General features: G+C 57.4%; 10 protein-coding genes. All 10 read left to right on the forward strand.

Translation table 11 applies throughout. The features are described from left to right. The first annotated feature begins 49 nt into the window (after window positions 1-49). Complete coding sequence (locus ACFFIY_RS12690) at window positions 50-295, forward strand: ribosomal L7Ae/L30e/S12e/Gadd45 family protein (protein ID WP_354194413.1); 246 nt, start codon at window positions 50-52, stop codon at window positions 293-295. Window positions 296-392: 97 nt separating this feature from the next. Then, window positions 393-812: a 30S ribosomal protein S12 gene (rpsL, locus tag ACFFIY_RS12695; protein ID WP_354194415.1), complete on the forward strand. Its 420-nt coding sequence runs from the start codon at window positions 393-395 to the stop codon at window positions 810-812. A 50-nt stretch (window positions 813-862) separates the two neighbouring features. Then, complete coding sequence (gene rpsG / locus ACFFIY_RS12700; RefSeq protein ID WP_040225899.1) at window positions 863-1,333, forward strand: 30S ribosomal protein S7; 471 nt, start codon at window positions 863-865, stop codon at window positions 1,331-1,333. A gap of 51 nt (window positions 1,334-1,384) precedes the next feature. Further along, the gene (gene fusA / locus ACFFIY_RS12705) at window positions 1,385-3,463 is read left to right on the forward strand and encodes an elongation factor G (RefSeq protein WP_354194418.1); all 2,079 of its coding nucleotides are present in this window, start codon (window positions 1,385-1,387) and stop codon (window positions 3,461-3,463) included. Between the two features lie 116 nt (window positions 3,464-3,579). Next, the gene (gene tuf, locus ACFFIY_RS12710) at window positions 3,580-4,767 is read left to right on the forward strand and encodes an elongation factor Tu (RefSeq protein ID WP_354194420.1); all 1,188 of its coding nucleotides are present in this window, start codon (window positions 3,580-3,582) and stop codon (window positions 4,765-4,767) included. A 1,447-nt stretch (window positions 4,768-6,214) separates the two neighbouring features. Continuing rightward, a complete protein-coding gene (ilvD, locus tag ACFFIY_RS12715; RefSeq protein WP_354194422.1) occupies window positions 6,215-7,882 on the forward strand; it encodes a dihydroxy-acid dehydratase in 1,668 nt (555 codons plus the stop codon). A 348-nt stretch (window positions 7,883-8,230) separates the two neighbouring features. After that, entirely contained in the window at window positions 8,231-9,967 is a 1,737-nt protein-coding gene (gene ilvB / locus ACFFIY_RS12720; protein WP_354194424.1) for a biosynthetic-type acetolactate synthase large subunit, read from the forward strand. Continuing rightward, window positions 9,964-10,479: an acetolactate synthase small subunit gene (gene ilvN, locus ACFFIY_RS12725; RefSeq protein WP_354194426.1), complete on the forward strand. Its 516-nt coding sequence runs from the start codon at window positions 9,964-9,966 to the stop codon at window positions 10,477-10,479. The genes ilvB and ilvN overlap by 4 nt, the downstream gene beginning before the upstream one ends. A gap of 131 nt (window positions 10,480-10,610) precedes the next feature. Further along, window positions 10,611-11,642: a ketol-acid reductoisomerase gene (ilvC, locus tag ACFFIY_RS12730; protein ID WP_354194428.1), complete on the forward strand. Its 1,032-nt coding sequence runs from the start codon at window positions 10,611-10,613 to the stop codon at window positions 11,640-11,642. Further along, window positions 11,629-13,182, forward strand: coding sequence for a 2-isopropylmalate synthase (locus ACFFIY_RS12735; protein ID WP_354194430.1), 1,554 nt, complete (start codon window positions 11,629-11,631; stop codon window positions 13,180-13,182). The genes ilvC and ACFFIY_RS12735 overlap by 14 nt, the downstream gene beginning before the upstream one ends. The last annotated feature ends 30 nt before the right edge of the window (window positions 13,183-13,212 follow it).

Consider the following 13,212-nt stretch of genomic DNA (forward strand, 5'->3'; position numbering starts at 1 on the left):
AATATATTCAAGGTTGAGAGCTGACTTTCTGTTCCTTGGAGGAAATGGCATGGCTCATGGACAAGCGAATCAGAAGATCACGATCATCGGGATCAAACAAACAGTGAAAGCACTCCGGACGGGGAAGGTGCGGGAGATTCTCCTGGCATCGGATGCGGACGGGCGGCTGCTCGGCGATCTTCTCGTGCTTGCACGGGAGAACGGGGTACCGGTCCGCTATGCGGGTACGAGACGTGAGCTCGGCCTGGCACACGGGATCGACGTCGGAGCATCAGTCGTGGCGATCACTGAATGACGGTTTTTGCGATAAAACGCAAAGACTTTGTTTTTACCCCAAAAATGAACCACCTGGATGTGTGGTATTACAAAGAAGTGAAGGGAGGACCCTATCGATGCCTACAATCAACCAACTGGTCCGCAATCCGCGCAAATCGAAAGCGACCAAGTCGAAGTCTCCGGCACTCGGGAAAGGTTACAACAGCTACAAGAAAGCGACGACAGACGTCAATTCTCCGCAAAAACGCGGTGTCTGCACGCGTGTCGGCACGATGACGCCGAAGAAGCCAAACTCGGCGCTCCGTAAATACGCCCGTGTCCGCCTGACGAACACGATCGAAGTCAACGCCTACATTCCGGGCGAAGGCCACAACCTTCAGGAACACAGCGTTGTCCTCATCCGCGGCGGCCGTGTGAAAGACCTTCCGGGTGTCCGCTACCATATCGTACGCGGCGCCCTCGATACAGCCGGCGTTCAAGGCCGTATGCAAAGCCGTTCCCACTACGGCGCGAAGAAACCGAAAGAAAAGAAATAATTCCAATTCGGCACCCCTGAGTGCCCAACAGTTTGAAAGGAGGAACACACATGCCTCGTAAAGGTCCAGTTGCAAAACGCGACGTGTTGCCGGATCCAATGTACAACTCGAAGCTCGTGACACGTCTGATCAATAAAATGATGGTGGATGGCAAGAAAGGGACTTCCCAGCAAATCCTCTATGGTGCGTTCGACCTTATCCGTGAACGTTCCGGAAAAGAACCGCTTGAAGTCTTTGAAGCCGCTCTTGAAAACATCATGCCAGTCCTCGAAGTGCGTGCCCGCCGTGTCGGTGGCGCGAACTACCAGGTACCGGTTGAAGTCCGTCCTGACCGCCGGGTGACACTCGGCCTCCGCTACCTCGTCAACTACTCCCGCCTCCGCGGCGAGAAGACGATGGAAGAGCGTCTGGCGAACGAGATCCTCGACGCGTCCAACAACACGGGTGCTTCCGTGAAGCGCCGTGAAGATCTCCACAAAATGGCGGAAGCGAACAAAGCATTCGCTCACTACCGCTGGTAAGATCGAGCCGAAGATTATTCTATTCCGACATAACAGGAGGAGAAACACATTATGGCTAGAGAATTCTCCTTGGAGAACACCCGTAACATCGGGATCATGGCCCACATCGACGCCGGTAAGACGACGACGACTGAGCGGATCCTCTACTACACGGGTAAAATCCATAAGCTTGGGGAAACGCACGAAGGCGCATCCCAGATGGACTGGATGGAACAGGAGCAGGAGCGCGGAATCACGATCACATCCGCTGCAACGACTGCTGCCTGGAAAGGCTACCGCGTCAACATCATCGACACTCCGGGACACGTGGACTTCACAGTTGAAGTTGAACGTTCCCTGCGCGTGCTCGACGGTGCGGTAACCGTCCTCGACGCCCAATCCGGCGTTGAACCACAAACAGAAACGGTATGGCGCCAGGCTACAACTTACGGCGTGCCGCGTATCGTGTTCGTCAACAAGATGGACAAGACGGGTGCAGACTTCCTGTACTCGACCAAGACACTTCATGCCCGCCTCCAGGCGAATGCACACCCGATCCAGCTTCCGATCGGCGCGGAAGATGATTTCCGCGGCATCATCGACCTGGTTGAAATGAAGGCGACGATGTACGGCAATGACCTCGGCACCGAGATCGAAGTCATCGACATCCCTGAAGAATTCAAAGACCAGGCAGAAGAGTACCGTGAGAAACTCATCGAAGCCGTTGCAGAAGTCGATGAAGACCTCATGGAAAAATACCTCGGCGGCGAAGAACTTTCCGTCGACGAACTCAAAGCGGCTATCCGGAAAGCAACGCTCGCCGTTGAATTCTATCCGGTTGTATGCGGTACGGCATTCAAAAACAAAGGTGTCCAGCTCGTTCTGGACGCAGTTGTCGACTACCTGCCGTCGCCGCTCGACATCCCGTCCATCCAGGGCATTGACCCTGACACGGGCGAGGAAATGGAACGCCATGCTGACGATGAAGAGCCGTTCTCCGCGCTCGCATTCAAAGTCATGACCGACCCGTTCGTCGGTAAGCTGACGTTCTTCCGTGTGTATTCGGGCGTTCTCCAGTCGGGTTCTTACGTCCAGAACTCGACGAAGGGCAAGCGTGAGCGCGTTGGCCGGATCCTCCAGATGCACGCAAACTCCCGTCAGGAGATCTCCGAAGTGCACGCAGGCGAAATCGCCGCTGCCGTCGGCCTGAAGGACACGGGCACAGGGGATACGCTCTGCGACGAAAAATCGCTCGTCATCCTCGAGTCCATGGAATTCCCTGAGCCGGTCATCTCGGTTGCAATCGAACCGAAGACGAAAGGCGACCAGGACAAAATGGGTACTGCGCTTGCGAAACTGCAGGAAGAAGACCCTACATTCCGTGCGCACACAGACCAGGAAACCGGCGAAGTCATCATCGCGGGCATGGGTGAGCTGCACCTCGACATCATCGTTGACCGTCTCCGCCGTGAGTTCAAGGTCGAAGCGAACGTCGGTGCGCCTCAGGTATCCTACCGTGAGACATTCCGCCAAAGCGCTGAAATCGAAGGCAAATTCGTACGCCAGTCCGGCGGCCGCGGTCAATTCGGCCACGTCTGGATCGAGTTCTCCCCGAACGAAGAAGGCGCAGGCTTCGAGTTCACCAACGGCATCGTCGGCGGTGTGGTTCCGCGTGAATACGTACCGGCTGTTGAAGCCGGTGTCAAAGACGCACTTGAAAATGGTGTCATTGCCGGCTATCCGGTCATCGACGTCAAAGCGCGCCTGTTCGACGGTTCGTACCACGACGTTGACTCCAGCGAAATGGCGTTCAAGATTGCCGCTTCCATGGCCGTCAAGAACGCTGCAGCGAAAGTCAACCCGGTTCTCCTTGAGCCAATGATGAAAGTCGAAGTTGTCATCCCTGAAGAATACATGGGTGACATCATGGGCGACATCACATCCCGCCGCGGTCGCGTGGAAGGGATGGAGGCACGCGGCAACGCGCAGGTCGTCCGTGCAATGGTTCCACTTTCCGAAATGTTCGGCTATGCGACGTCGCTCCGTTCGAACACGCAGGGCCGCGGAGTCTTCTCGATGGTGTTCGATCACTACGAAGAAGTTCCGAAGTCCATCCGGGAAGAAATCGTTAAAAAAAATAAAGGCGAATAATTGAATTTCACCTTTGTTTCGAGTATAACTAACGTATAAGCTATGGAGGGTGGGGAAGTCCGGCTTCCCCGAATCCATACACCCAATATCTCTTACCTTTAAGGAGGATTTTCCTAATGGCTAAAGAAAAATTCGACCGCTCCAAAACGCACGCTAACATCGGTACAATCGGTCACGTTGACCATGGTAAAACAACTCTGACTGCTGCAATCGCAACAGTTCTCGCCAAAAAAGGCGGCGGTGAAGCACGTTCGTACGCTGATGTTGACAACGCTCCTGAAGAAAAAGAGCGCGGCATCACGATCAACACTTCCCACATCGAGTACGAAACAGACAAGCGCCACTACGCGCACGTTGACTGCCCTGGACACGCCGACTATGTCAAGAACATGATCACAGGCGCTGCTCAGATGGACGGCGGGATCCTCGTTGTATCCGCAGCTGACGGCCCAATGCCACAAACTCGCGAGCACATCCTCCTGTCCCGTCAGGTAGGCGTTCCTTACCTCGTCGTATTCCTCAACAAGTGCGACATGGTAGACGACGAAGAGCTCCTCGAACTCGTTGAAATGGAAGTCCGTGACCTCCTCTCCGAGTACGACTTCCCTGGCGATGACGTTCCAGTCATCAAAGGTTCTGCTCTGAAAGCCCTCGAAGGCGAGCCAGAGTGGGAAGAAAAAATCGTTGAACTCATGGACGCTGTCGATGAGTACATCCCAACACCACCACGCGACACGGACAAGCCATTCATGATGCCTGTCGAGGACGTATTCTCGATCACAGGCCGTGGTACGGTTGCAACCGGCCGTGTAGAGCGTGGCCAAGTCAAAGTCGGCGACACAGTCGAAATCGTTGGTCTTGCTGAAGAAGCTAAGTCGACAACAGTTACGGGCGTTGAAATGTTCCGTAAGCTCCTCGATTACGCTGAAGCAGGCGACAACATCGGCGCGCTCCTCCGCGGTGTAGCACGTGAAGACATCCAGCGCGGCCAAGTTCTTGCAAAGCCAGGCACAATCACTCCGCACACGACGTTCACTTCTGAAGTTTACGTCCTGTCGAAAGAAGAAGGTGGCCGTCACACGCCATTCTTCTCCAACTACCGCCCACAGTTCTACTTCCGTACAACGGACGTAACTGGCGTCATCACACTCCCAGAAGGCACAGAAATGGTTATGCCTGGGGACAACATCGAAATGAACGTTGAGCTCATCTCCCCGATCGCGATCGAAGAAGGTACGAAATTCTCGATCCGTGAAGGCGGCCGTACGGTCGGTGCCGGCGTCGTTGCAACAATCAAGAAGTAATTTCCTTCAACTGAAATAACGGGAACCGTGCAGCCTGATCAGCCGCGCGCGACCCTGCGCTGTCCAGACGTGGACGGCCGCCCTCCAGCCCAGACGTGGGCCGGAGGGCTTTTTTGTGTTGTGGGGGCGAAGAAGAGAAGAGTGGAGAACGGACGGGGGAGAAAGGGGGTGGAAATCGGAGTAAGCGGTCCAAAATCGGAGTAAGGAACCGAAATTCGGAGCAAGCAGCCCGAAATCGGAGTAAGGAACCGAAATTCGGAGTAAGCGACCCGAAATCGGAGTAAGGAACCGAAATTCGGAGTAAGCGACCCGAAATCGGAGTAAGGAACCGGAAATCGGAGTAAGCGGTCCAAAATCGGAGTAAGGAACCGAATATCGGAGTAAGGGACTGAATATCGGAGTAAGGAACCGGAAATCGGAGTAAGCGGTCCAAAATCGGAGTAAGGAACCGAAATTCGGAGCAAGCAGCCCGAAATCGGAGTAAGGAACCGAAATTCGGAGTAAGCAGCCCGAAATCGGAGTAAGGAACCGAAATTCGGAGTAAGCGACCCGAAATCGGAGTAAGGAACAGGAAATCGGAGTAAGCGATCCGAAATCGGAGTAAGGAACCGAAATTCGGAGTAAGCGAGCCAAAATCGGAGCAAGGAACCGAAATTCGGAGTAAGCAGCCCGAAATCGGAGTAAGGAACCGAAATTCGGAGTAAGCAGCCCGAAATCGGAGTAAGGAACCGAAATTCGGAGTAAGCGACCCGAAATCGGAGTAAGGATCCGAATATCGGAGTAAGCGGTCCAAAATCGGAGTAAGGGACCGAATATCGGAGTAAGGGACCGAATATCGGAGTAAGCGGTCCAAAATCCGAGTAAGCGGTCCGAAATCGGAGTTGGTCCTAACAAGCCAGACGCTCTGTCTGGCTGATCGGTTAACAATCGGCCAATGCTTCAGGGCTTCCCATATTAATTCTACGTTCGATTATGCACATAAATTTTATAATAGGCCCCCGCAAACCAAACCAAACCTTCATCATTCAAACCGCCCGCCCATCATCCAAATGCCTTCACATAACCCTAACATCATTCAAGCCCCTCTCCCACAACCCAAGCCGCCGCCTGTCCCCCACACCTTCCCTCCTTTCAACCGTGCCTCCATACTTTCATTGTCCCCATCCCGCTCCCGTCATTCATCATCCTCCCGATCAGGCTTCGCCACCCGCTCTTGAAATCGCTTTCCTTTCTGTTGTCAAACAAATATTTTAAAAACTTTTCCGAATGCGTGAAATGCGATATATCGCGGTTGTAAACGATTACATTTCTTCTCCACTATTCTAAATTGGCAAAAAACTTAAAAATCGAGGTTGACGCTGTTTCGGTTCCGCGATATGATGTTCCCAATTCATTTCCGGGGACGGCGCACAGCCGTTAAGCCGCAAGACCGCAGGGAGAGATCACCATGAGAAGCGACATGATCAAAAAAGGAATTGACCGGGCACCGCACCGGAGCCTCCTTTACGCAACGGGCGTAAAGGCGAAGGATATGGGCAAGCCGTTCATCGGCGTGTGCAATTCGTACGTCGACATCATCCCGGGGCATATGCACCTCAACAAATTTGCCGAGGTCGTGAAAGACGCAATCCGAGAAGCCGGCGGCATCCCGTTCGAGTTCAACACGATCGGCGTGGACGACGGAATCGCGATGGGCCATATCGGGATGCGCTACTCGCTTCCGAGCCGTGAAATCATCGCAGATGCAGCCGAAACGGTTATCAATGCTCACTGGTTCGACGGGGTGTTCTACATTCCGAACTGCGACAAGATCACGCCGGGGATGCTGATGGCCGCAGTCCGCACAAACGTCCCGTCCATCTTCGTATCCGGCGGTCCGATGGAAGGCGGCACATCCGCAGAAGGCAAGCCGCTCTCGCTCATGTCGGTGTTCGAGGGCGTCGGCTCCTACAAGCAGGGGACGATGAGCCAGACCCAGCTTCTCGATATCGAGCAGAACGCATGCCCGACATGCGGCTCCTGCTCCGGGATGTTCACCGCCAACTCGATGAACACCCTGATGGAGATGATGGGCGTGGCGCTTCCGGGGAACGGCACGATCGTCGCCACCTCCGACGAGCGGCACAACCTCATCCGCGAAGCCGCCAAGCAGCTCATCCGGATGGTCGAGGAAGACGTGAAGCCGCGCGACCTCGTCACCCTCGAAACGATCGACGACGCATTCGCGCTCGACATGGCGATGGGCGGATCGACAAACACGGTCCTCCATACACTCGCCATCGCGAATGAAGCCGAGATCGACTATGACCTCAAGCGGGTGAACGAAGTCGCCGAGCGCATTCCGTACCTCGCGAAAATCAGCCCGGCTTCGGATTACACGATGCATGATGTGCATCTTGCCGGCGGAGTCAGTTCCATCATCCGGGAACTTTGCGAGATTCCCGGCGCCATCCACGGCGACCGCATGACAGTGACCGGCAAAACACTTTACGAGAATGTAAAAGATCAACCGATTTTGAATGAAGCAGTCATCAGGCCGAAAGAAAATCCGTATAGTCAGGTGGGCGGCCTATCCGTCCTATACGGCAATATCGCGCCGGACGGCAGTGTCATCAAAGTCGGGGCGGTCGATCCGTCCATCAAAGTGTTCGAAGGCGATGCCATCGTCTTTGAGTCACAGGAAGACGCACAGCGGGGCATTGACGACGGGACGGTCCAGGAAGGCCATGTCGTCGTCATCCGGTACGAAGGCCCGAAAGGCGGACCGGGGATGCCGGAAATGCTTGCCCCGACGTCTGCCATCGTCGGCAGGGGGCTCGGCACAAAAGTCGCGCTCATCACCGACGGCCGGTTCTCCGGCGCCTCCCGCGGCATTTCGATCGGCCATATTTCGCCGGAAGCGGCGGAAGGCGGCCCGATTGCACTCGTCGAGAACGGGGACATCATCACGATCGACCTCACCAACCGGACGATCGAGCTCCGGGTCCCGGACGAAGTGCTGGCGGAACGGCGCAAGAACCTCAAGCCGTTCGAGCCGAAGATCAAAAAGGGCTACCTCGCCCGCTATTCAAAACTGGTCACGTCCGCCAACACAGGCGGCGTCATGAAAATCTAAATCGTTGAAGAGGTTAAAGGGAAGGAACCATGCGCTTTACCAGAGAGCCGGAACAGCTGGAACCCGGCAGGCGCATCCGACCCGACATCCCCTCCGAGTGGAACGCTGAACGGGCAACGGAGTAGGCGTTCCCGGGGCAGGCAGAACAGCCGCCCCGTTACCAAAACAGGCCGGGCATCAAACCCCGGCCGCCGAGGCGGCGCAATTTGCCGCGAACAAGGGTGGTACCATGAAAGGCTCTTTCATCCCTTCTGCAGGAGGAACGCTGTGTTCTTCCGCGCGGGGGATGAACGGGCCTTTTTCATTTCAATCAATCATAAGCGAACCAACAAAAGGAGGATGTCGCAGATGGAAACGAGCGTCAAGACGAGGGAACAGACGGCCGTCAAGGAACAGACGGCCGGCACCGGAGCCGATCTTCTGATCCGGTCACTGAAGAATGAGGGCGTGGACATTATTTTCGGCTATCCGGGCGGCGCCGTACTTCCGATCTACGATGCCCTGTACCGAAATCCGATCCGCCATATCCTGGCCAGGCACGAACAGGGAGCCATCCATGCGGCGGAAGGCTATGCACGGGTGACGGGACGGCCGGGTGTCGTGATTGCGACATCCGGGCCGGGCGCGACGAACCTCGTGACGGGAATTGCGGATGCGATGCTCGACTCCCTGCCGCTCGTCGTCTTCACCGGCCAGGTCGCACAGAGCGTGATCGGAACGGACGCTTTCCAGGAGGCGGACGTCATCGGGATCACCCAGCCGATCACGAAGCACAATTACCAGGTGAAAGATGCGCGGGACCTTCCGAGGATCGTCAAGGAGGCCTTCCACATCGCCTCCACAGGACGTCCCGGCCCCGTCGTCGTCGACATCCCGAAGAACATTTCGGTGGCCGGGCTGGACGCCGACATCCCGCATCCCGAAGAAGTCAACCTGCCGGGCTACCAGCCGACGTATCAGCCGAACTTCTTCCAGATCCAGAAGGCGGCACAGGCGCTTGCAGGAGCCAAGCGGCCGCTCATCCTGGCGGGGGCGGGGATCCTCGCCGCAAAAGGGACCGAAGAGCTGCGCCGGCTCATCGAGGAGTGGCGCATTCCGGTGACGAACACGCTGCTCGGTCTCGGAACGATTCCGGGAAGCCATGAACTGTTCCTCGGAATGGCGGGCATGCACGGGACGTTTGCCGCCAACCATGCCATCCAGGAATGCGACGTGCTGCTGAACGTCGGTGCCCGGTTCGATGACCGGCTCACCGGCAACCTGGCCGGCTTTGCACCAAATGCCAAAGTGATCCATATCGACATCGACCCGGCGGAGATCGGCAAAAACGTTCCGACCGACATCCCGATCGTGGCGGATGCGAAGCTGGCGCTCGAAGCGCTGCTTCGTCAGGAAGCCGGCAGGCCGGACACCGCAGATTGGGTCGCCAAACTGGAAGGCTGGAAAGAAAGCCGTCCGCTCGGCTACACGGTGGCTGAAAAGGACCGGATCATGCCGCAGGATGCGGTCCGGCTCATCCATAAGTACACCGGCGGCGACGCCATCGTCACGACGGACGTCGGCCAGCACCAGATGTTCGCGGCCCAGTATTACGGACTGAACAACGCCCACCACTGGGTGACCTCAGGGGGCCTCGGAACGATGGGCTTCGGATTCCCGGCTGCAATCGGCGCCCAGTTCGCCCGGCCGGAAGCGAAGGTCGTCTCGGTCGTCGGCGATGCCGGCTTCCAGATGACCCTCCAGGAGCTGTCGCTGCTCCAGGAATTCCATCTGCCGGTGAAAGTCGTCATCGTCAACAACGCAAGCCTCGGCATGGTCCGCCAGTGGCAGGAAACTTTCCACGGCGAACGTTATTCCTCGTCGCTCATCCCCGTCCAGCCGGACTTCGTGAAACTGGCGGAAGCCTATGAAGTGAAAGGCTACAAAGTGGAAAAGCTGAGCGAGGCGGAAGAGGTGTTCCGCGAAGCGCTCAACTCGGACGGCCCGGCGCTGATCGACTGCCGGGTGCTCCAGACGGAAAACGTCTATCCGATGGTGGCCCCGGGCAAGACACTGAGTGAAATGATCGGAGTGATCGAACGGTGAAACGAATCATAACGACGACAGTCATCAACCAGAGTGGCGTCCTGAACCGCGTCACCGGCCTTCTCATGAAGCGCCAGTTCAACATCGAGAGCATCACGGTCGGCCACACCGAACAGCCCGGCATGTCGAAGATGACATTCGTCGTCCACGTAGACGATCCGGGCAAAGTCGAACAGCTTGTCAAACAGCTGCAAAAACAGATCGACGTCATCAAAGTGAACGACATCACCGACCAGTCGGCGGTCATGCGGGAACTCGCACTGATCAAAGTGACGACGCCTCCGCAGATGCGCAGCGAAGTCCAGAGCATCGTCGAACCGTTCCGCGCCTCCGTCATCGACATGGGCAAAAACGTCACCACATTCCAGGTGACCGGCGACCCGGGCAAGATCGAGGCCTTCATCGACCTCGTGCGCCCGTACGGCATCAAAGAAATTTCCCGCACCGGCGTCACCGCCTTCACCCGGGAAACCCAGCGCGCCGGGATCAAACCCGACCTGATCCTGCAATAAGACGTTCCGCCGGGACGTCGCATCCCGCGAACGGCCCGCAGCTTTTCTAACGAAGTGATTCAGCGGCACGGCACCGCCGGCCGATCCAAATAAACCAATAAAACCAGGAACCCACAGGGAGGAAGATTACAATGGCAAAAATGTACTATAACCAGGATGTTAACGAAGCGGCACTCCAAGGCAAGAAGATCGCGGTCATCGGCTACGGCTCGCAGGGCCACGCACACGCGCAGAACCTGAAGGAATCCGGCTTTGATGTGGTCGTCGGAGTCCGGCCGGGACGCTCGTTCAATCAGGCAATGGAGGACGGACTGGAAACGGCAACCGTGCGCGAGGCGGCAGAGGCGGCAGATGTCATCATGATCCTCCTCCCGGATGAGCGCCAGACGCAGGTGTACAACGAAGAAATCCGTCCGGCACTCCGCGCGGGCAAGGCGCTCGTGTTCGCACACGGTTTCAACATCCACTTCAGCCAGATCGTTCCTCCGTCGGATGTCGACGTACTCATGGTCGCACCGAAAGGCCCGGGCCACCTCGTGCGCCGCACATACGAATCAGGCGCAGGCGTTCCGGCACTGTTCGCGATCTATCAGGATGCGACAGGCCAGGCGAAGGACGTGGCACTCGCCTATGCAAAGGGGATCGGCGCTACCCGTGCAGGCGTTCTGGAGACGACATTCCAGGAAGAGACCGAAACGGATCTGTTCGGCGAGCAGGCCGTCCTCTGCGGCGGCACGACGGCACTTGTCAAGGCAGGTTTCGAAACGCTCGTCGAAGCGGGCTACCAGCCGGAGCTTGCGTACTTTGAAGTCCTCCACGAGCTGAAGCTCATCGTCGACCTCATGTACGAAGGCGGCATGGAAGGCATGCGCTACTCGATCTCCGATACGGCGCAGTGGGGCGATTTCGTTTCCGGCCCGCGCATCATCACGGAAGATACGAAAGCGCGAATGAAGGAAGTGCTCGATGACATCCAGAGCGGCAAGTTCGCAAAAGGCTGGCTGCTTGAGAACCAGCTCAACCGTCCGGAGTTCAACGCGATCAACCGCCGGGAGTCCGAGCATCAGATCGAGAAGGTCGGCCGCGAGCTCCGCGCGATGATGCCATTTGTCAACGAAGGGAAGAAGCCGAAAAAGGAAGTGGTCGCCAGTGCGCAAAATTGACATCTTTGACACCACACTGAGAGACGGGGAGCAGTCGGCGGGAATCAACCTCAACACCGCCGAGAAGCTCGAGATCGCACGCCAGCTGGAACGGCTCGGCGCTGCGGTCATCGAAGCCGGATTCCCCGCCGCATCGCCGGGAGACCAGGACGCAGTGCGGCGGATTGCCGGAACGGTCAAGAACTCGATCGTGACGGGGCTCGCCCGCTGCCACAAAAAAGACATCGACGCTGCGTGGGAGGCGCTGAAGGGTGCGGAACAGCCGCATGTCCACATTTTCCTCGCCACCTCGCCGATCCATATGGCTTATAAATTGAAGAAGACGCCGGACCAGGTCGTGGAAGCGGCCGTCGAGGCGATCAAATATGCAAAGCAGTTCTTTCCGCTCGTCCAGTGGTCGGCGGAAGATGCTTCCCGGACGGAGCCGGAATTCCTCGCCCGCATCGCGGCGGAAGCCGTAAAAGCCGGCGCGACAACAATCAACATCCCGGATACGGTCGGCTACGCGACGCCTCAGGATTACGGTTCGATCTTCAAGTTCCTGAAAGAAACGGTTCCCGGCATCGAGAAAGTGAAGCTGTCCGCCCACTGCCATGATGACCTCGGCATGGCGACGGCAAACACGCTCGCTGCCATCGAGAACGGCGCGGACCAAGTGGAAGGAACGATCAACGGCATCGGCGAGCGCGCCGGCAACGTGGCGCTCGAGGAAATCGCTGTGGCGCTCCATATCCGCAAAGACCACTACAACGCCGACTCGGGCTTCACGCTGAAGGAGATCAAGCGCACGAGCGAGCTCGTGAGCCGATTGACGGGGGTTGCCGTCCAGCCGAACAAGGCGGTCATCGGCAAGAATGCCTTTGCCCATGAGTCGGGCATCCACCAGGACGGCATGCTGAAGAATCCGGACACATACGAAATCATCACACCGGCACTTATCGGCGACGCGCACACCGAGCTCGTGCTCGGCAAGCACTCCGGCCGCCACGCATTCCGCGACCGTGCTGTCCAGATGGGCTTCGAACTCGGCGAAGAGCAGCTGAACGAGGCATTTGCCGAATTCAAGAAGCTCGCCGACCGCAAGAAGGAAATCACGGAAGCCGACCTGCTCGTCATCCTGACGCACCGCCAGATCCAGGACTCGGAAACGCCGGTATACGAACTCCGCAGCTTCCAGATCCAGTACGGCACGGCGAACATTCCGACCGCGACGGTATCGGCCACGATGCCGGACGGAACGGAAGTGACGGAGGCGGCGACCGGATCCGGATCCGTCGAAGCGATCTTCAACACGCTTGAGCGGATCGTCAAGGAAAAAGTCAACATCCTCGACTACCGGGTCACCTCGATCGGCAAAGGCCGCGACGCACTCGGCGAAGCCTACGTGAACCTCCGGGTGGCCGGCACGGAAATCGCCGGACGCGACGCTTCCCAGGACGTGCTTGAAGCAACGGCCAACGCTTATTTCAACGCCATCAACCGCAAACTCGTGAAAGACGCACAGCAACAGCCGGCCGGTGCCGTACCCGCGGTGAACTGACCGCCGGAGGACCCGATGCAGGAACAGAGC

Origin of the sequence: Bhargavaea ullalensis (genome assembly GCF_042432615.1) — a bacterium.
Lineage (GTDB): Bacteria > Bacillota > Bacilli > Bacillales_A > Planococcaceae > Bhargavaea > Bhargavaea ullalensis.

Bases quoted from the DNA above. Each gene is read 5' to 3' on its own strand.
- ilvB (WP_354194424.1), top strand. From the start codon at position 8,231: ATGGAAACGAGCGTCAAGACGAGGGAACAGACGGCCGTCAAGGAACAG.
- fusA (WP_354194418.1), top strand. From the start codon at position 1,385: ATGGCTAGAGAATTCTCCTTGGAGAACACCCGTAACATCGGGATCATG.
- ilvC (WP_354194428.1), top strand. From the start codon at position 10,611: ATGGCAAAAATGTACTATAACCAGGATGTTAACGAAGCGGCACTCCAA.
- tuf (WP_354194420.1), top strand. From the start codon at position 3,580: ATGGCTAAAGAAAAATTCGACCGCTCCAAAACGCACGCTAACATCGGT.
- ilvD (WP_354194422.1), top strand. From the start codon at position 6,215: ATGAGAAGCGACATGATCAAAAAAGGAATTGACCGGGCACCGCACCGG.
- rpsL (WP_354194415.1), top strand. From the start codon at position 393: ATGCCTACAATCAACCAACTGGTCCGCAATCCGCGCAAATCGAAAGCG.
- rpsG (WP_040225899.1), top strand. From the start codon at position 863: ATGCCTCGTAAAGGTCCAGTTGCAAAACGCGACGTGTTGCCGGATCCA.
- ACFFIY_RS12690 (WP_354194413.1), top strand. From the start codon at position 50: ATGGCTCATGGACAAGCGAATCAGAAGATCACGATCATCGGGATCAAA.